Below are 18,826 nucleotides of genomic sequence, written 5' to 3'. Positions count from 1 at the left end.
TAAAGCTAGAAGCGCCAAATGAAATTGCCCATCTTATGCAATTTTTTATAATTATTTCCATTAAAAAATACTATCAAAACTTCAAAACAATATTTATCTAATCAAGACAAGTCGGGCAATATTTAAACGAAAAGCAGGTGCCCTTTTTCAGGCACAAATAACAAGCCCGGAAATCCGGATTTTTATTTTATTAACCCACTCATTCAACTGATTAAAAGTTAGGGACAGACTCATGCAAAAGAAATCAATTTTATCACTTAGCACAGCTATAGCAGTCTTATCAATGGGTATTGCCACAGGCTCTCAAGCTCAGGCAGTTAGCTGTGGAGACGTAATAACCACACCGACCACTCTCGACAGCGATTTAGTCTGCACTATTGCTGATGAATTTTCTGTCGCAATAGCAATTGAGGGACCATCTGGCAGCCTTTCAATGGGAGATTACAGCTTGACCTGTTCCACCAATGAATTTGGTACAGGTATTATTTTACTGGAAAGTGGCGCCCGGCTTAGCGGGGGTAGCGTAATCGGTTGCGGCGATGCTGTGACTGTTGGAGGGGATGGTAACCATTTTGTTACAGGTGTCACTATCACTGATTTTGGTGATGATGCTGTATATGTCGAAAGCGATTTCAATGTGGTCAGCAACATGACAATCACTGGAGATGGGTGGGATTCCGATGAAGGTATCGATATCCAGGGTAATAACAATCTAGTCAACAACAATCTAGTTGAAAATGCTGGTGACGAAGGTATTGAAGTTGCAGGAGACTACAATACGGTTACCTTTAACGAGGTCTATTTTTCAGGAAACGATGGCATTGAAATTGACGGTATTTTTGCAAATATCACCAATAACATATCCGCCTTCAATGGTAGCAGCGGTATTGAAATTGATAGTGACAACGGCACTATCTCTCTAAATAATGTTACTGATAACGAGGAAGGGGGAATCGACCTAGATCAAGGCGATAGCAATAGTATTGTCAATAACAACGTTGTTGATAATGGCACTTATGGAATATTTATTTCGGACGATGAACCTACCAACAATACGATTTCTGGTAATTTCTCTGAGGGCCAAACCTACGACTTATTTGATGCAGTTGACTTTGATTGCACAGGCAGTAATACCTGGCAAAACAATACATTTACCACATCTGATCCCTCTTGTTTAGATTAAATACTTGAGGGAATTTACAAGCAAGCAATTCAAGAAATTATAAATAGCCAACCTCCTTGTCAACCCACTTTAAACCTTAAGGCGATTCTCTTTCCCAAAAAGAGAATCGCTATTCAATTAAAATGTTGCGCACCCACAACCATTAATAAATAGTTTTACTGTCGACATTAGCAGACACTTAAACCCGCCTCAACAATAAGAGACCATATCCGACAGATTAAAAGATACAGACACCCTAAATCACTCCGCTAAATATTCTCAATAAAAAGATATCTACACTTATTAAATCTGTTAAAAGGAGTTAGACATGTTGTACCCCAACCATTACCTTCAAATTCTATCCGCGGCACTACTTTCTCTAGGTGCTTCCCTATCACCAAGCATTAACGCTGTAGAATGCGGCGATATCATTACAGAGCCCGCAACACTAACAGAAGATCTAACCTGTTCAATCAGTGACCCAAATAGCGCAGCTCTCACTATTCAAGGACCAAGTGGCAGCCTATATATGGCAGGATTTTCACTTACCTGTTCCGGACTGGATCAGTCAAACGGGATAGTCCTTACAGGCTCATCCGGTGAACTATCCACAGGCACAATTAATGGCTGTAACGACGCAGTAGTACTATCAGAAGGTGGGCTTCATACCGTATACGGCATCAATATATTACTTCCACTGGACGATGCCATTGTTGTAAGCAGTGATAGCAATATCGTCACAGGCAATTATACACTTGGTGACGGGAATGACTCAGATGATGGAATCGATATCAATGGTAACCTTAATTTTATTTCCCAAAACATCATTGAGTTATCCGGTGACGAGGGCATGGAAGTTGACGGCACTTCCAATACAATAATCGGCAATACTATTACTGGATCCGACGGTGATGGAGTCGAATTAGATGGGGATTTTTCAATCTTTGTCTCGAACATTGTACAAGACAATGACAATACAGGTATTGAAATTGAAGGAAGCTCATGCACCGTTTCGAATAACATAACAGTAGAAAATGGATCTTCTGGAATTTCATTAGAATTTTCCGCATCCAACAATGGCATCAGTCAAAATACCAGTAGTGACAATGGAGCTTACGGTATATTAGTTATCGGTGTTAACGCCATTGGCAATAACATTGTCTTTAACACTGCCACAGGAAACGGCTTATTCGACCTTGAAGATCTTTTTGAGAGTGAGGATTGTAGCGTTAACAATAACCTTTGGTCAGGCAACACCTTCACATCCGCGGAGCCAAGCTGCCTTGAATAAACCCTAAGTTACGTCTGCCGGGGTTATTAGCCTTTAAACTAAGGCAATAACCCCGCCCCCCTTTACTGCCAATGCTACTATTTCAGGTCGGCATTACCCCCTTTTCAAATTAACTTTCAGAGACAACGGCATCCATCTCAATTTCCACTAACCAATTAGAGTCAATAAACCCCTTAACCTCCACAAAAGTACAGGCAGGGCGAATATCTGAAAACAGTTCCCCATGTGCCCTGGCCGCATCCTCCCAGCGCTTTATATCAACTAACATAATCCGGGTTCTAATAACGTCAGGCAGATGTCCACCAGCCTCCTTCAGAGCAGCGACCGCAATATCCAAGCAGAGTTTGGTCTGGCCATAAACATCACCGATAAAGGCAGTTTTGCCCTCTGATATAGGAGCGGTCCCCGATATAGCGATTTGCCCCCCGATCCTACAGGCTCTTGAAAACCCTATGGGATTCTCAAGGTATGAACCGGAACTTACCAATTTTCTCACTTTAACTCCTTCTAACGAGTAAATACGGCTATTTTATTTCCATCCAAATCCCTAAAATAGGCCCCATAAAAAGATTCCGAATTCCTATAGCCTGAATCACCTTCAGATGTCCCTCCAAGTCCAAGCGCTATAGAAAAGATCTTATCGACTTTATCAATACTGCCAACGTTAAGGGCTAACATTGTACCGTTACCAATACTCGCCGGCTTTTCATCATAGGGAGCAGTAACAGCAAGTTTTGTGGAGGAGCCTTTAAACTGCCAGAAAATAACTGTATCAGAGTGATAAACTTCCTCTGCAGCAATAGGGGCTAAAATCTTGCAATAAAACAGCCCCGCCCTTGGCAAGTTATTTGTACCTAATGTTATATGAGAAATCATGTCGTAAAGCACCCTATTGGAAAAGTAAAACCTAAGATTTTATGGTCTAACCGCTAAAGCAACTACTGTATTTCAAAGTTTTCAATCCGTGATCAGGTCTCTATTTAGTGAGAACGGCACCTCCAGATTATTGCCCCTACCTAAAATCTACAAATTCCCAGTAGTCAACGGGCAGGTTTCATATTGGCACAGCTGGTGATCAGGACCGAACTCAAACCGGCCTTTAATTTCATTTAAATACTCCAACAGTGCCGAGACTCTCTTGGGCTTATTGACTCCGGGCCGATAGACTACATAAATTGGCATAAATATCGCGTGCCATTCGGGAAATATTCGTATTAACTCCTGCTTCTCCAACTCACAGATCATGCTGTTAACCGGAATTTGAGCTATTCCCACCCCGCCAGCAGCAGCCCTTTTTGCCGTTTCTGGATTGCCACAATGGAAGTTACTTCGCACTTCGATAGATTCCGTTTTGTTTTCGGATACTAGAGTCCAAAAAGCAGACTCAGGGGCAGTCCCGGCTGTAATACAATTGTGCTGCCTGAGCTCCTGGGGTGACTCAGGTATTCCGTATTCCCTTAAATAGTCCGGACTGGCTACCAGAACCTGAGTCGTATACCCGATTTCTTTCGCCACCAAACGGTCATCGGCGATCTGCCCGACACGAATTGCCAGGTCTATACCCTGAATAAACAGGTCATCAAAAGTGTTGGATAGCTCCAGCGAGATTTGGGCTTTCGGCCACTGCTGGAGAAATGGAGGGAAAATATACTGGGCCAGGTAGCTCCCCATGGCCGGGGGGGCCGATACACGCAGCAACCCCTGTACTTGCTGCTCTATCTCCCGCACATCCTCGCGCAAGGATTTAAACTCCTCCACCAGTAAAGAGGCCCGGCGAAGGGTAACCCTACCCGCATCAGTAATCTCAATTTTCCGTGTAGAGCGCTCCAGCAGCTTGGCTTGCAGTTGCTCTTCCAGCTTCGAAATGGCTTTGCTCACTGTAGATTTGGGCAGCCCCAGCTCCTCGGCACACTGGGTGAGACTCAGCAGTCTGCAAGTGGTCACAAAGATCGATAAAGTTCGAAAGTCTATAGTTTCCAAATCGCGAACAATCAATTTCCAAACACCTTATTGTTTCCAATAAGCTGTGAGCTTAGTCTGTGCGCCATCGATAGACAACTGCTTTTCGTGACAACATTGAGGCACACAAGATGACTGCGACACAGGATCTGTTTACAGGTATTCAATTAGGTGATGTGAAGCTTGCCAACCGTGCGGTGATGGCCCCCCTGACCCGCGCAAGAGCTGAAAACCACGTACCTACCCCTTTAATGGCTGAGTACTATGCACAGAGGGCTGGCGCCGGCCTGATTATTGCCGAGGCAACTATGGTGGCAGAGGGAACTTCAGCCTTTATTTCTGAGCCAGGTATCTACTCCCAGGAACAGATCGAAGGCTGGAGACAAGTAACTGACGCCGTTCACGAGAGAGGCGGCAAGATATTCCTGCAACTTTGGCACGGTGGGCGAGCCAGTCACCCCGATTTGAATAATGGCACAACGCCGGTTGCAGCCAGCCCAATCGCCATTGACGATACGGTTCACACACCGAACGGAAAAAAACCTTACACCACCCCAAGATCCCTTGAAACTGTGGAGATCCCAGGAATTATCGCGGCTTTTAAACAGGGAGCAATCAATGCTAGAGATGCTGGCTTCGATGGAGTTGAGGTTCATGGTGCAAACGGCTATCTCTTGGACAGTTTTTTGCGGGATGGCTCAAACCTTAGAACAGACGAGTACGGTGGGTCTTTAGAGAATCGTGCACGCTTGCTGTTTGAAGTTCTGGAGGCCGTTATCGAAGTTTGGGGCTCCGGCAAAGTTGGATTGCGAACTTCTCCCCTAAACGGATTCAACAGCATGCGCGATAGCGATCCTGAGGGACACACTCGCTGGTTTGCATCAAAATTGAATGAATATAATTTGGCCTACTGGCACTTGATGCGAGCCGACTTCCTCGGCGAGCAACTCGGAGATGTATTGACTCCAGCAAGGGAACTGTATCAGGGCAATCTGATTGGCAATATGGGGTACGGGCGAGATGAGGCCAATACAGCCATTGGGCAGCAGCAAGTAGATGCGGTTGCCTTCGGCGTTCCATTCCTGGCGAACCCGGACCTGCTAAAGCGTTTTAAAGCCGATGCGAGCTTAAATGAAGCAGACCCAAACACCTTCTATACCGGTGGCGCAAACGGATATACCGATTACCCCACAATGCCCTAACCTTTAAGGAGCAAGCAGCTAGGTCGCCTTAAGCGGGCGACCTGCTTTCCGTACTCGGAGCACCAGCAGTCTCGGAGCGGATCTTCACGTTATTAATCAGTGAGACCAGTACAAAACTCAGCAGCATCAGTAGATACCATGAACTGAGCTTCGCCAGAGATACCATTTGCCATTCATGGGATTGATTAGGGTAAATCCATATATTTGCAAAAGTAGCAATATTTTCAGCAAACCAAATAAACAGTGCTACCAGCAACCACCCCAAAAGAAGCGGCATAGAGCGATGCTTTTCAACGACCTTAAAGTAAATATTGGTTCGATAAAACAATAACACTGTTCCCGCTAGTAACGCCCAGCGGAAATCCCAGATATAGTGATGTGTAAAGAAGTTGACATAGATAAACACAACCAGAACAACTGTCAGCAATTTCGATGGATAGTGAGAATATTCAAATTCAAAAATTCGCCACACTCGAGCAATGTAACTGCCCACTGCGCTATACATGAACCCTGTAAACAGTGGCACATTACCAATTCCAAAGAAGTACTCTTCCGGGTAACTCCATGAGCCAATAGCATCGGAGGTCTTAAATATCTCCATGACGGTCGCAACGACATGAAATACGACAATAACTATTGACTCCCTGAATGTTTCCAGTTTTGTAGCTAGAAGAAAGACCTGAAAGGCTATAGCAGCCAAAAAGATAAAGTCATACCGGTGAATCGATTCCAGTGGATACCAATAGTTGGTGACAATCATAATTCCCAGCAAGAAGCCACCAAAAATACAGGCATAAGCCTGCCTCAAGCCAAACAACCAGAACTCACGAATATATCGTTTCAAATCCACACTTGATAACACTGCAAACAACACCTAAGAGGAAAATTTCTGTGGCTTCAAGCCTACCGATTCCAATACCTTTCTATCTTTAGAAAAAACTATCTGACATTTATGTTTTTAAATCCAAACTCTTTACTCCCGGCCTTAAAGCCGAGATTCAAGATTTCAGTATAGTTCTCAGGGACTTCAAAAAACACGATTTCCAGCTCGGCCTCAGAACCGCGGGGAAGCTCCAGATATACCATTCCCCTCACTTCCTGCCCACCCCTAAATGCCTCATACTCCTTGAAGACAGCGCCATCTTTCATAATCAGGCGCCAGGAGGAAAGCCTTACTTTTTGCCGACTTCTCCGATTAGTCATGGTCATACGGCACTGCACTGTACCGCCCTGTCTTACACAATGATTGTGATGAATCTCGACCCCTTGCAGGTAAACAACACCACCTTCAGAAGTCGTTTTTGGAAGACCTGCAACAAAATCCGGACTGCGATACTCCTTCCCCAGAATAAAAAATGAAAAACAGGAGATCGAATAAGCCAAAACCACAACCACACCAAATAGGTAGCGATTTTTTAAGTAGCTCCAAATACATAGAGATAGCGAAGTGCACACAATCACAATGGCCATAAAGGCTACAAAATACTCAGGGCGCCATATGCCGTATAGGTAAATCATGGGCTCAGGAAATAGATACTGGGTAAGTGCCCATAGCACTGCTACTAATGCCGACAATACGCCCAATATTTTTGCAGCCAAAAACTTCCTGCGACTGATTGAGTAATGTCCCTCTACCATATCTGTCATTTTGCTTTATCCCTATACAACCAGCGTCAAGCTGGTTAGCTAGCACTGCTGACAAGTCACTTAAGCTCCAAGTCAGTGCAAAATGGTACATGATACAGATTTAAAGACCGAAATCGATTACACCTTATTTCTAAACCTATCCCGGCATAATCGATCAAAACTTAAACACCACACTCTTCAATAAGCTTGTAGCGCCCTTCTTGGAATTTGAACATGACTTAATTACATTGAAAATACAGTCATACTAGTTATAGAGAGAGGAATGAAAAGTCAGGGAATTAATCAGAAAGGGAATGGCGGGAAGCCAAACCCTTTGTCGATAAAGAACCCGAACTACTGAGCTCCTACCGCATTCTGGTAGTCTACATAGGCAGGTATCGCTACTGCAGCAAGAATACCCAAAATAGGAATTATCAACAAACAAACACCCCAAACAGACCACTTTTTCTGAACAGAATTAAAATGCTCAAGGCTTTCCCATTGCTTATTTTTCCAGGCGAGTTCGCGCCCCTTAATTCCCAGGTAAATAGCAACAATTAACCCAATATAAGGAATCAAAGCCAGCAAACCGATATAGGTTTTATTGAAAATTGCCCATATCCAATTCAAGAAAAAGGCACCCCAACTCCAACCTTTCACTCCCTCTGGGATAACATCGCTTTTCTGTCCAGAATTATTAACAGCATCAGTACTCACATCCGAGGTTGGTGCCACATACGGATTGGTCATAACTTCCCCCAATTTTCATATTATAAATAGAATAAATACAGCAAGGTAAAGCCCCCAAATAAAGGAGGTAGACAGCCTCTCATCAGAATATTCAAGCCCCCTGCACAGGGCATAAATTCTAATTGGCGGGTATTAACAGCGCAATAGCTCACCCCGATAAATGCGAGTCAACGCACGCACAACCAGCAAATATAACAGCCTCCAAGAATAATTTGTCAGACAGAAACTAGTCATCGCTGCTGCAAGAACTACCGCTCGAACTACTACCAGAATCACTATCGAACCAACCATCATCCTCATCTCTACTGGAGGAACCGAACCATCGTGCCATCAAACCTATACCAAATACGACTAGCATTATCGCGTAAACATCGATTTCTACAGTGATCCCCCGATAAATACCAAGGCCAACAAGACATAATCCCAACAAAAACTCGATAGTCCGCACCATTACCCCACCCTACAATTTTACTTTTACAAAAATTGACAGAATAAACTATCAAATATTATCAACAATGTCGTTTAAGGGATATCCATCCCCTAATCTAATAAATGAGGTGGCTTTAATTGATACTTAAATACTTTCAATCGAAGTAAAACCTGGAGAATGTTCAGCTTGAATGACTTAACTGTAACAGGAGCAGCTCCTCACATACAGTCTGACAAATATAGAATACTGATTTAGAGGGAGTTTCAGTCGAGAGAAATGAAAACCTCTTATTCGAGCCAAAGGCTCAAGATAAGAGGTTTTACATTCAGAATTTCTTAATTAAAGAGAACAGCCAATTAAGCGATTCGACCAGCGCGCAACCATTCAGAAACACAAAACGCCAGTTCTAACACCTGATCGGCATTTAGTCGCGGATCGCATTGGGTGCGGTAGCAACTGGCGAGGTCTGCTTCAGAAATTTTCCAAGCTCCACCAGTGCACTCAGTAACATGCTGTCCGGTCATTTCCAAATGGATACCGCCGGGATGGCTTCCCTCAGCCCAGTGTACCGAGAAAAAGTCACGAATTTCCCGCAGGATTTTTTCAAAATCGCGAGTTTTATAGCCGTTACCCGCTTTAACGGTATTGCCATGCATGGGATCAGTGCTCCATACCACCGAGCGCCCCTCCGCTTGAATGGCGCGCACCAATGCAGGCAATTTTTCTCCCAAAGTATCGGCGCCCATACGGGTAATCAGTGTAAGGCGACCTGCATCGTTCTCGGGGTTGAGCTTATCGATCAAACGCAGCAGCTCATCCGGTTGCATCTTTGGACCAACTTTCACCCCAATCGGGTTACAAACACCGGAGAGAAACTCCACATGAGCGCCATCCAGTTGCCGAGTGCGTTCACCAATCCACAGCATATGTGCGGAGCAGTCATACCATTTGCCAGTAAGGCTATCGGTTCGTGTCAGTGCCTGCTCGTATTCAAGCAATAGCGCCTCATGAGAGGTGTAGAGTGAAGTCTCACGAATTGCGGGAGAGTTCTCTGAGGTAACACCACATACCGCCATAAACTCTAAAGCTTCCTGAAGGCGTTCCGCCAGCTGGGCATATTTTTCTCGCTGAGGGTTATTTTTCAGGAAGCTGAGATTCCATTTGTGCACCTGATGCAGATCGGCCAATCCCCCCTGGGCGAAAGCTCGCAGTAGATTCAGGGTTGCTGCCGATTGGTTATAAGCAGTTACCATCCGCTGAGGGTCAGGTATGCGCGCTTCAGCGGTAAAATCAATGCCGTTGATAATATCGCCACGGTAGCTGGGTAGTTCTACTCCGTTCACCGTCTCGGTATTCGCCGAACGGGGTTTGGCATATTGGCCGGCCATTCTCGCAACTTTCACCACCGGCAGGTTACCGGCAAAGGTGAGCACGACAGCCATCTGCAACAATACCTTGAAAGTATCGCGAATGCGGTTTGCATTAAAATCGGCAAAAGATTCAGCACAATCGCCGCCCTGCAAAAGGAAGGCTTTCCCCTCGGCAACCTGAGCCAGCTGACGGCGCAGCTCGCGAGCCTCTGCCGCAAAAACCAGGGGCGGATGACCAGAGAGCTGTTTAGCCACCTGGGCAACATCTTCGGCAGACGTGTATTCGGGCTGTTGATGTGCGGTGAAGTTTCGCCAGCTCTGGGGGGTCCAAATTTGGGTGGGGGATTCGGGCACTGGGACTCCTAGCTCAACTTCCATCTTTCACTCTTACTTCTAAAGGATAAATCTTAAGGGTGAGCATATTGCTCACCCCCAAATGTGCCGAATTTACAGCACGCTGGCAACAGCCTTACAGAAGTATTCCATATTATTGGAACTCAGGCCGGCAATACTGATGCGACTCGAGTCCACCATATAAATGGAATAGTCCTTTTGCAGCTGTTGTACCTGTTCGGGATTGATACCCAGGAATGAGAACATCCCTTTCTGCTGGCGGATAAAGCCAAACTCACCGGCAGCACCCGCTGCGGCGAGCCCTTCTACCAATCCAGCACGCAAACCGTTAATACGCTCGCGCATTTCGGTCAGCTCAGCTTCCCAGTTCGCTTTCAGTCCCGCATCAGTAAGAATAGATTCTACAATGGCAGCACCGTGGGAAGGTGGCATGGAATAGTTGCCACGAATAGCGCTCAGCAACTGGCTATGGCCTTTATTGGCGGCTTCACCATTCGCATAAATCACCATGGCCAGGCCGACACGTTCGCGATAGAGGCCAAAATTTTTCGAGCAGGAAGCCGCAACCAGCATTTCTGGAACGGACTCAGCCATTAAGCGCAGGCCGTAGGCATCATCTTCCAGGCTCTCGCCAAAGCCCTGATAGGCCATATCGATAAACGGCGTGAAGCCCTGCTTTTGCGCCATTTCCGCCAACACTTTCCACTGCTCACGGGACAGATCCGCACCACAGGGGTTATGACAGCAGGCGTGGAAAAGAACAACATCGCCCTCACCCACATCCTTCAGAGTCTCGACCATTTTGTCGAACTGCAAACTGCTGGTAGCGCGGTCGTAGTAGGGGTAGCTCTTGATTTGCAAGCCCGCATTACCCAGAAGCGGCACATGGTTAGCCCAAGTGGGGTCACTCACCCACACGGTTGCCCCAGCTTTGGCGCGATTAATCAATTCCGCCAGAACTCTTAATGCACCACATCCACCGGGAGTTTGAGCTGAGCGAACGCGACCGCCCACCAACGCGGGGTGCCCGGCACCCAGTACCAGCTCCTGCATGGCTGTGTTGAAACCTGGAGTTCCGGCCGGGCCGATATAGGCCTTGGTTTCCTCACCCTGTAATAAGCGGGTTTCGGCTTCCTTGACGGCTTGCAAGACAGCGGTATGGCCTGCCTCATCTTTGTAGACGCCCACACCGAGATCAATTTTACTGGGGTTTTCATCCGCGCGGTAGCTGGCCAAAAGGCCCAAAATCGGATCTGGCGGAAGGCTGTTTAAATGCTCAAACATCTGAAAACTCCTCTTAGTTATCTCATTTATTCATCAACGAGGCCGCGCTCAGACCATTCCTTCGCGCGCACCATTAACTTATCAATAATGCTATCCAGTTGTTCCCGCTCCTCAGTGGAGAGGGATGCCATCAAGTCATTCTCGTACTGATGGGCCAGCGGCACTATGCGAGCATAAATATCACGCCCCAGCTCCGACAGGTTCAGCACTTGCCGGCGCCGGTCACCGGGATCTTCACTGCGTGTAATGTAGTCATTCTTTAACAGGGAAGAGACGGCCCGACTGATTGCGACCTTGTCCATCGCCGTCTGCTCAACCAGCTCGGCGGCAGATAAATCGGGAAAACGACCCAGAATTGCCATCACCCGCCAAGCGGGAATGGTGAGGTGGAAGCGCGCACCATAAGCTTGCGCAATAGCATTACTCACTCGGTTGGAAAGTACCGAGAGGCGGTAGGGTAAGAACTTTTCGAGGCGCAGCTCGTCGTTCTCAACAACCGTGGGTCGCGTGTTTTGTTCGATTGTCATAGCTGCCCTCAAACCTGCCTGCTCGGGTGTCCCGGTTGTACCTGATACTCAATTTAACTAACATTGGTTTCAATTGTAACCACTATCGGCACAAATACTTTCTGGAAAAGTTACCGGGCCATACGAAAAAATGGCCGGACAGTATAGGTTTTTTTGCGCCATATTTGCGAACTAATTGGGTCTATGGCGCAAGAAATTTGCGTGTAAGTGGCGCTGAGATGCTCAATTTTTCGCCACACCTTCGAACCATCCGCACAGAAGCGAGGCCACGCTATGAAACAGTGGATCAGCTTTCCGCGAACGGAAGGAAGTACAAGCCGCCAAGCCCATGCAGATTTCCCACCCAACAGCTTTGAAAGGGAAATGGGCAAAGAGGGTTTTTTTGGGCCCTGCACCCACTTCTACCATCGTCATCCCCCCACCGGCTGGAGTCAGTTCGAAGGTCCACTGCGTCCCCACGCTTTTGATGCCACGCAAATGAAGCACAAAGGAACAAGCCCCTGGGATCAAAAGCCGATCCTGCGAAACCAGGATAGTCAGGTCGCCCTCTGGACCTGCCGGGAGCCTATGGATCATCTGGTGCGCAACGCTGACGGCGACCAACTCCTGTTTATACACAATGGGAGCGGCGACTTGTTCTGTGATTTTGGCCATCTCTCTATTCGCGATGGAGACTATATCCTGCTGCCCCGCGGCACCTTATGGCGCCTGACGCCGACCGAGGATGAGCCACTGGAACTATTGATGGTGGAGGCGATAGGCAGCCATTTTCAGCTCCCCGAAAAAGGGATCCTTGGCCCCAATGCGATTTTTGACCAAGCGATGCTGGATGTGCCTCGTATAGATAAAGCCTTCCTCGATCAACAGGGCGATGATAAGTGGCGGGTTGTGGTTAAGGCCCGGCAACAACTGTCGACCATTACCTACCCCTTCAACCCACTGGACGCCTGTGGTTGGACTGGGGACAACCTGGCCGTTCGCATCAACTGGCGCGATATACGCCCGCTGATGAGCCACCGCTACCACCTCCCCCCTTCAGCTCATACCACCTTTATCGCACAAGGTTTTGTTGTAGCGACTTTTGTACCCCGCCCGATTGAGAGTGACCCGGGCGCACTCAAAGTCCCCTTCTTTCACAACAATGATGACTTTGATGAACTCATCTTCTATCACCGCGGTAACTTCTTTAGCCGCGACAATATTCATCCGGGGATGCTTACCCTCCACCCCATGGGATTTACCCACGGCCCCCACCCCAAGGCATTTGCTACCGGAGCCCGGCATGCACGCAAGGAAACCGATGAAGTTGCTGTAATGATCGACAGCCGCACCCCCTGGGATATTCTCCCGGATGCCCATGCCGTAGAGCTAACAGATTATGTAAACTCCTGGAAGCCAAAGTGAATACAGCGCATCCAGACAACACCAAGAAGGCTGACATTCAAACAGCCAAACGCCAAAACAAAGAAAAGGAAAGAGAATGGACCTTTACGGATACTTTCGCTCATCCGCCAGCTACCGAGTGCGTATCGGGCTCAACTTGAAAGGCCTGGAATACGAGTATCACCCGGTAAACCTGCTCAAGGGAGATCAGCACGGAGACGACTACCGCACGCTGAATCCACACGGGCTACTGCCAACCCTGAATGATGGCGAAACCAGTCTCACCCAATCCCTCGCCATTTTGGAATGGCTGGATGAAACCCATCCAGAACCAGCGCTACTTCCAAAGGCTCCTGAAGCCCGCGCACATATCCGCGCGCTCGCGCAAAGTATTGCCAGCGATATTCAACCTATACAGAACCTCAGGGTTCTGCAGTACCTCCAGGCTGAACTCAAAGTCAGTGATGAGCAAAAAATTCAATGGATTCAGCACTGGATACACCTGGGCTTCTCCGCACTGGAGAAGCAATTAAGACCCTCGCCTTTCGCCGCTGGAGACAATCCAGGGTTGTTCGAGTGTTGCTTACTCCCGCAAGTATACAGTGCGGAGCGCTTTGGCCTGGATATGACCCAATATCCCAAAATCCAGAAAATCACAGACGCATGCAATGAACTACCGGCCTTTATTAAAGCCCACCCTTCAGAACAACCAGACTGTATTGTGTAGTACCCTTTTATGGATGCCCGGTCGCATCGGGCATCCTACATACACTCGAAAATTTCACTACTTGCCACATTTCATTGCCTGTGGTTAATATCTCTATCCAAACTTGAAAATAACTCGAATAATAATATTCCCCACTGCTGTAGCTAATCAGCCGAGGTCATCAATATGAACTCCCAAGACCAGATCTCCCCCAAAGAAAAAGAAGTCATTAAGCATGTCAAGAAGCTGAAGAGCTTTTACCAACACCTAATCACCTATTTATTAGTTATCTCGGGACTAGTAATTGCCAACTTAATACTCGCCCCAGGATACTTATGGTCACTCTGGGCGGCATTTGGCTGGGGTATAGGGCTCGCCTCCCATGCAATTAGCACCTTCAATTTATTTAATTTCTTTGGTGAAGATTGGGAGAGAAAGCAGATAGATAAGAGAATGGGGCGTAAATAGCAATAAATCGTGTGCGATGGAGCATCGCCAAATACAAGCATATGCTTTAGATGTTAGAGTACTTTCCCAAAGTACTCTTCTCCTAGCCCCTCACTGTCAACGCAAAAACTCCAAACACTTGCCTACTTACGAACAATTACCTGTAATCTAAATAAAAATCTACGCATCCCAATGCCGTTTGAAAAAAAACAGTTAATTAACAGGCTTAAATTATCGAGTTCTGGTAACAAAGTATTAACACACTTTTTATATAACAAATAATAAATATACTATTAAAATGATAACAGGAACCCCAATGTCCTTCCTCAAAGTCTCTACAGGCGCTCTATGTCTATCACTTTGGGTATCTATACCCAGCATCAGTAAAGCTGACACTTTTCACTGGCCCGATTACCAAGCAGAAGCGGCCACCAGTGAGTATCGTATTGATGAGCTTTATTACTTACAGCCCCATAACAGCTATGAGCGGCTAGAAAACGGTGAAACACTGACTGACTGGCTCGACAAAGGCTTTCGATCACTGGAAATCGATGTCGTAGATCACGGTGCCTGGCAAGGTAGCAGCCATGGGCCCTATGTTGCTCATGGACAAAACGACATCGGTAATCACATGTGCAATAGCAACGGAGACGATGATCGTCTGGAACACTGTCTGGACGATATCAAATCCTGGCTCTCCGTTAACACTATTGAAGCGCCAATAATGCTGTATATCGATATGAAAACCAATTTAGATTGGTTTAACGCCTGGTATGCAGATGAAATTTATTTGCTTGACCAGTATATCCAACAAGAGCTGGGCGACCTTCAGTACAGCTACCAGGATATGCTTACATATTTACAACAGATTTCTTCCTCAGAAAATTACCGTACCACGCTTACAAGTACGGGATGGCCTAGCGTTGGCAACTTATTAAATAACGGCAAAAAAGTAATCGTTATTTTTACCGGAGGACAATCAGGCAACGTCAATAATCGAATGGAATCCGCATTAGACTCTTACGAGATGAGCGCATTTTTATGTCCTGATATAGATACCGCAGATCCAGAAGAATTTACCGGCTCCATTGATTCAATAGACAGCAGTAGTTCGCAAAGAATATTTTGCGGCAATGTCCAGGCTGGCGATCATTACCAGATAACAGCCAACGCAGCCGCTGAAACCAAACAGCTGATGCACCTATGGGATAGTTCTGGCGATTTTAGCAATACCGACTACGGCTACATATTTACAGCAATCGCACATGGTGCCACTGCAATTGGGATAGATCCTGATACAGTCGCAACCACCCCCAATTATACTGGCACGGCAATTCCTTTTGTAGGAGTAAGGAGAAGTCTTCCCGGCTATTTGAGAATCCGTTCTGCCTCAAATGCTGACTTGTGCATGACCGTCTCCCAGGGCTATAGCAATGGTTCAAACCTAAATATGAACAACTGTGGCTCCAGCAATGAACAGCAGTTTGTTTATACTGCTGAAGGCCAACTCCGTCCCAAGGGTAATAATAAATACTGTGTTGACTTCAACACTGGCTCTGCTGATAACGGCGATAAAATGCACCTGTGGGATTGTGACGGCGGCAATTCGGAAAAATGGCAAATTCAAACAAGCGGTATCATCCAGAACCGAGATAAGAACTGGGCCTATTGTATAGACGCACCGGGCAGCTCAACCGAAGAGGGTGAGCGTCTTCAGGTTTATAAATGTGATAAGAACGATAAGAGCCAGCAGTTTGTTTTAGAACCTGTCGAAGATTGGGAGCAGAGCAGCTTTTAAAGTCAAATTAAAAAAGGGCGCCTGTAAAGGCGCCCTTTCTCATAGAGGTCACAATGCTATAGAACCACTGCAATAATATGTGTTATTGCAGAAGTAAACTCTGAAAGATTAATTTAACTCCCCTGCTTCACACTGTCTCCAGCCCTCGCTAAAGATACCATCATCTATGGCTACCCAGGTTTCGTAGGTGAAGGTCAACTCCGGGATTTCTTTAATATTAAATGAGAAATGGAAGCCTTCTATTTTTTCATCTGTGCGCATACAGGGAACAGAGGGTACCCATGTCTTGAAGTCCAGAGACTCTCCCTCGCTAATAACCTGTCCCTCTGCAACACCCTCGAACCATGGTGTAAGGCTAGCCAAATCGCCATTGATATGCTTCACCTGTACATTCTCAATAGTGTAATCGGCATCAACTGCAGTCAGAGACCATTGTAGGTATTCATCTTCGGTAGGGGATGTATCCCACCGTAAATCTGACGGAGTACCGTAGCTTGGAATATTTTCGTACGGCATGGGCAGCCAAAGGTTCTCTTCCCAGGAGTTGATATTACGCAGACGCACGCCCTTGGCTTCGCTCATGGGCTCAACTTCTACAACAAAATCGTATTCCGGCGCATCATCAATCAAATCTGTGGCGTAGTAGCGGAATACGTAGGTGCCCGCTTTCGAAAATACGGTACCAGTTGTATTTTCACAATCTTCACTATCTGGATAGCTGGTAAATTCACCACCTTCCGGCGCGCTGATCAGCTCTTCATAAGTGAATACTTCATCACCGTCGGCATCTACCACCACAGGGCGATGCAGCAGGGACATACAGGGCAGGATTTGGTAATAATCTTCACCGGTGGATAAGCTACCCCAGTTGCGCACCCAAACTACAGAGCGGATTTCTGGTGCCGTGTTGGAGACTTTGGCAAGACCATCGTCTTCAGAGTAGGTTTTGGCATATAGACCACGATCATCACTGACGATCAGGCGAGCGGTATAGGAACCCGGCACATCGGTAACTACCTGAGCACGGCGAAGCTCCCCACTCTCCGGTTCGGTAACCGGTTCAATCACTGCATTACTCCCATCGGGCCGGTCAACCAGCTCCCAGTGGAAGGTCATTTCATCATTATTAGGGTCGCTACTGGAGGCATCAAACACCAAGGCATCGCCAACGAGCACAGACTTGGACTGAGCTTCGACACTGCGGGTAGAAGGATAACCATTTACCTTGCCAATCTTGGCTTCCATAGTAGCTTCTAGGTCTATCTGGTTGGTTCCGTCAGATACGGTCATGCTTACGCGATAGGTACCTACCACATCCAACTCTTGGATTTTCTTACCCAGCGGTTTCCAAGAACCAATATCAACCAGTTCGGCAACACTACCTTCAGGTTTTTCAATTAGCTCCGCTTCAATAATTTGCAGAGCATCACCTTCAGGGTCATAGCCGACAAAATTAAATTCAGCGCGAAGACCCAGCTCTTGCTCACCAATACTGTAGGATGGGTAATAACCAGTAGCTTCTATCTCACCAATCGGAGCTTCATTGACTTCCGCTTCAGAATCGGCTTCAACTACGATAGTAACTTCACGCTCCTCACTCTTTCTTGCGCCATCAAAAACAAACAAAATTAAATTGTAAGTATCTGCCGCAATAGGAGTAAATTTAACGGTAGACGTTGTCTCTCCCTCTAACTCGGGAACCGGAACACCATCAGTTTCCACTGGGCTATAAGCCCACTTCCAACGGTATTGCAGAGAGTTACCTTCAGGGTCATAACTCTCGCTCGCATCCAGTACGACTTCTTCACCTAGAGTAATCGTCTGGTCTTCTGTTACTGCAACAGGTGGAGCATCACCGGCGGAAACGGTTACCAGAACTTCCGCAGGCTCACTGGCAACTCCATTATAAGTAACAACTAATTCAAGTTTGTAGTCACCTTCGATATCCAAGTGCAATGTAGCTTGGCTAGAGTCACTGTTAGTCAGGTACGCAGCACTGTCGAGAGGCTTTTCAACCAGGGCCCATAAATATTCCAGATCTCCAGTCTCACCCGTTGGCGGAGTACTCAAGCTGCCATCAAGGCCCAGGGTCTGAGTACCCAGGATAACACTGTGCACCGGCTCAGTAATTGCTACTGGATTCGGGCTGGTTGCAGTCAACGTTATACGGGATGCTTCACTGGTTTCAGTACCGTCATCCACAATCAGGCTCACAACATAGTCGCCTGGAAGGTCAGCGGTAAACTCTGTGTAGGCATCCTCAGTACTGGCCAACTCTGCCAGGCTAAGCTCAGGCCACTCAATCAGCTCCCAACGATAAGTCAGGCTTGCATCTCGCGAGCTGCTACTGTCAGTACCGCTCAATTGAACAGTGACATCACCGCCAGCCAAGGAGAAAGTTGTGTCTACAGGGGACAACAAACTGATACTGGCGGTAGGTTTATTATTTGAGCCGTCGCCCGAACCACCGCCACCACAGGCGGCCAGCACGAGAGACAGACATAGCATGCCGATAAGGGCTGCTGCTCTTTTCATCT

Annotated in this window: 18 protein-coding genes; 7 read left to right on the top strand and 11 right to left on the bottom strand. The window is 46.9% G+C overall.

Features of this window, described 5'->3' with window-relative positions:
• The first annotated feature begins 232 nt into the window (after positions 1–232).
• Together ACJJI4_RS06275 and ACJJI4_RS06270 are read left to right on the top strand one after the other, a co-directional pair.
• On the top strand, positions 233–1,183 hold the full coding sequence (locus ACJJI4_RS06275; protein ID WP_444927436.1) for a right-handed parallel beta-helix repeat-containing protein: 951 nt from the start codon (positions 233–235) through the stop codon (positions 1,181–1,183).
• Positions 1,184–1,490: 307 nt separating this feature from the next.
• Entirely contained in the window at positions 1,491–2,453 is a 963-nt protein-coding gene (locus ACJJI4_RS06270) for a right-handed parallel beta-helix repeat-containing protein (RefSeq protein ID WP_444927435.1), read from the top strand.
• Positions 2,454–2,562: 109 nt separating this feature from the next.
• Here ACJJI4_RS06270 and ACJJI4_RS06265 read toward each other — a convergent pair whose 3' ends face one another.
• The 3 genes from ACJJI4_RS06265 to ACJJI4_RS06255 all read right to left on the bottom strand — a co-directional run bounded on the left by ACJJI4_RS06265 (position 2,563) and on the right by ACJJI4_RS06255 (position 4,448).
• Entirely contained in the window at positions 2,563–2,949 is a 387-nt protein-coding gene (locus tag ACJJI4_RS06265) for a RidA family protein (protein ID WP_413665249.1), read from the bottom strand.
• A gap of 11 nt (positions 2,950–2,960) precedes the next feature.
• Positions 2,961–3,329: a VOC family protein gene (locus tag ACJJI4_RS06260; RefSeq protein WP_444927434.1), complete on the bottom strand. Its 369-nt coding sequence runs from the start codon at positions 3,327–3,329 to the stop codon at positions 2,961–2,963.
• A 147-nt stretch (positions 3,330–3,476) separates the two neighbouring features.
• Positions 3,477–4,448, bottom strand: coding sequence for a LysR family transcriptional regulator (locus ACJJI4_RS06255; RefSeq protein ID WP_413665247.1), 972 nt, complete (start codon positions 4,446–4,448; stop codon positions 3,477–3,479).
• A gap of 95 nt (positions 4,449–4,543) precedes the next feature.
• Between ACJJI4_RS06255 and ACJJI4_RS06250 the strand changes: the two genes are divergently transcribed.
• Positions 4,544–5,614, top strand: coding sequence for an alkene reductase (locus ACJJI4_RS06250; protein WP_444927433.1), 1,071 nt, complete (start codon positions 4,544–4,546; stop codon positions 5,612–5,614).
• Between the two features lie 28 nt (positions 5,615–5,642).
• On the opposite strand, the gene ACJJI4_RS06245 is transcribed toward ACJJI4_RS06250, so the two are convergent.
• From ACJJI4_RS06245 to ACJJI4_RS06215, 7 genes are all read right to left on the bottom strand, one after another.
• On the bottom strand, positions 5,643–6,458 hold the full coding sequence (locus ACJJI4_RS06245; RefSeq protein ID WP_413665245.1) for a DUF817 domain-containing protein: 816 nt from the start codon (positions 6,456–6,458) through the stop codon (positions 5,643–5,645).
• Between the two features lie 95 nt (positions 6,459–6,553).
• On the bottom strand, positions 6,554–7,261 hold the full coding sequence (locus tag ACJJI4_RS06240; RefSeq protein ID WP_444927432.1) for a hypothetical protein: 708 nt from the start codon (positions 7,259–7,261) through the stop codon (positions 6,554–6,556).
• Between the two features lie 333 nt (positions 7,262–7,594).
• Positions 7,595–7,990, bottom strand: coding sequence for a hypothetical protein (locus tag ACJJI4_RS06235; protein WP_444927431.1), 396 nt, complete (start codon positions 7,988–7,990; stop codon positions 7,595–7,597).
• A gap of 226 nt (positions 7,991–8,216) precedes the next feature.
• Positions 8,217–8,441 (bottom strand): hypothetical protein, encoded by a 225-nt coding sequence (locus ACJJI4_RS06230; RefSeq protein ID WP_444927430.1) that lies wholly within the window; start codon positions 8,439–8,441, stop codon positions 8,217–8,219.
• 335 nt (positions 8,442–8,776) lie between these two features.
• Positions 8,777–10,168, bottom strand: a complete 1,392-nt coding sequence (locus ACJJI4_RS06225; RefSeq protein WP_444927429.1) for a class II 3-deoxy-7-phosphoheptulonate synthase — start codon at positions 10,166–10,168, stop codon at positions 8,777–8,779.
• 69 nt (positions 10,169–10,237) lie between these two features.
• Complete coding sequence (locus tag ACJJI4_RS06220) at positions 10,238–11,428, bottom strand: amino acid aminotransferase (protein ID WP_444927428.1); 1,191 nt, start codon at positions 11,426–11,428, stop codon at positions 10,238–10,240.
• Positions 11,429–11,454: 26 nt separating this feature from the next.
• Complete coding sequence (locus ACJJI4_RS06215; protein ID WP_282933355.1) at positions 11,455–11,955, bottom strand: MarR family winged helix-turn-helix transcriptional regulator; 501 nt, start codon at positions 11,953–11,955, stop codon at positions 11,455–11,457.
• Positions 11,956–12,228: 273 nt separating this feature from the next.
• On the opposite strand from ACJJI4_RS06215, the gene ACJJI4_RS06210 reads away from it, so the two are divergent.
• The 4 genes from ACJJI4_RS06210 to ACJJI4_RS06195 all read left to right on the top strand — a co-directional run bounded on the left by ACJJI4_RS06210 (position 12,229) and on the right by ACJJI4_RS06195 (position 16,289).
• Positions 12,229–13,359: a homogentisate 1,2-dioxygenase gene (locus tag ACJJI4_RS06210; RefSeq protein ID WP_444927427.1), complete on the top strand. Its 1,131-nt coding sequence runs from the start codon at positions 12,229–12,231 to the stop codon at positions 13,357–13,359.
• A gap of 76 nt (positions 13,360–13,435) precedes the next feature.
• On the top strand, positions 13,436–14,065 hold the full coding sequence (maiA, locus tag ACJJI4_RS06205) for a maleylacetoacetate isomerase (RefSeq protein ID WP_444927426.1): 630 nt from the start codon (positions 13,436–13,438) through the stop codon (positions 14,063–14,065).
• A 165-nt stretch (positions 14,066–14,230) separates the two neighbouring features.
• Positions 14,231–14,512 carry a 2TM domain-containing protein gene (locus ACJJI4_RS06200; protein WP_282933358.1) on the top strand — a complete coding sequence of 94 codons (282 nt, stop codon included), beginning with the start codon at positions 14,231–14,233 and terminating at the stop codon, positions 14,510–14,512.
• Between the two features lie 295 nt (positions 14,513–14,807).
• Positions 14,808–16,289 (top strand): ricin-type beta-trefoil lectin domain protein, encoded by a 1,482-nt coding sequence (locus tag ACJJI4_RS06195; protein ID WP_444927425.1) that lies wholly within the window; start codon positions 14,808–14,810, stop codon positions 16,287–16,289.
• Positions 16,290–16,397: 108 nt separating this feature from the next.
• Here the strand turns inward: ACJJI4_RS06195 and ACJJI4_RS06190 are convergent, their stop codons facing one another.
• Positions 16,398–18,824 (bottom strand): PKD domain-containing protein, encoded by a 2,427-nt coding sequence (locus ACJJI4_RS06190; protein ID WP_444927424.1) that lies wholly within the window; start codon positions 18,822–18,824, stop codon positions 16,398–16,400.
• Between the last annotated feature and the right edge of the window lie 2 nt (positions 18,825–18,826).

It is taken from the genome of Microbulbifer maximicatervae (SeqCode) (assembly GCF_052467305.1).
The sequence above is the reverse complement of the archived record's forward strand: the minus strand, read 5'-3'. Positions and strand labels throughout refer to the sequence as shown.

Coding starts and splice junctions, on each gene's coding strand:
- ACJJI4_RS06275 (WP_444927436.1), top strand. CDS start 233: ATGCAAAAGAAATCAATTTTATCACTTAGCACAGCTATAGCAGTCTTA.
- ACJJI4_RS06270 (WP_444927435.1), top strand. CDS start 1,491: ATGTTGTACCCCAACCATTACCTTCAAATTCTATCCGCGGCACTACTT.
- ACJJI4_RS06260 (WP_444927434.1), bottom strand. CDS start 3,329: ATGATTTCTCATATAACATTAGGTACAAATAACTTGCCAAGGGCGGGG.
- ACJJI4_RS06250 (WP_444927433.1), top strand. CDS start 4,544: ATGACTGCGACACAGGATCTGTTTACAGGTATTCAATTAGGTGATGTG.
- ACJJI4_RS06240 (WP_444927432.1), bottom strand. CDS start 7,261: ATGACAGATATGGTAGAGGGACATTACTCAATCAGTCGCAGGAAGTTT.
- ACJJI4_RS06235 (WP_444927431.1), bottom strand. CDS start 7,990: ATGACCAATCCGTATGTGGCACCAACCTCGGATGTGAGTACTGATGCT.
- ACJJI4_RS06230 (WP_444927430.1), bottom strand. CDS start 8,441: ATGGTGCGGACTATCGAGTTTTTGTTGGGATTATGTCTTGTTGGCCTT.
- ACJJI4_RS06225 (WP_444927429.1), bottom strand. CDS start 10,168: ATGGAAGTTGAGCTAGGAGTCCCAGTGCCCGAATCCCCCACCCAAATT.
- ACJJI4_RS06220 (WP_444927428.1), bottom strand. CDS start 11,428: ATGTTTGAGCATTTAAACAGCCTTCCGCCAGATCCGATTTTGGGCCTT.
- ACJJI4_RS06215 (WP_282933355.1), bottom strand. CDS start 11,955: ATGACAATCGAACAAAACACGCGACCCACGGTTGTTGAGAACGACGAG.
- ACJJI4_RS06210 (WP_444927427.1), top strand. CDS start 12,229: ATGAAACAGTGGATCAGCTTTCCGCGAACGGAAGGAAGTACAAGCCGC.
- maiA (WP_444927426.1), top strand. CDS start 13,436: ATGGACCTTTACGGATACTTTCGCTCATCCGCCAGCTACCGAGTGCGT.
- ACJJI4_RS06200 (WP_282933358.1), top strand. CDS start 14,231: ATGAACTCCCAAGACCAGATCTCCCCCAAAGAAAAAGAAGTCATTAAG.
- ACJJI4_RS06195 (WP_444927425.1), top strand. CDS start 14,808: ATGTCCTTCCTCAAAGTCTCTACAGGCGCTCTATGTCTATCACTTTGG.
- ACJJI4_RS06190 (WP_444927424.1), bottom strand. CDS start 18,824: ATGAAAAGAGCAGCAGCCCTTATCGGCATGCTATGTCTGTCTCTCGTG.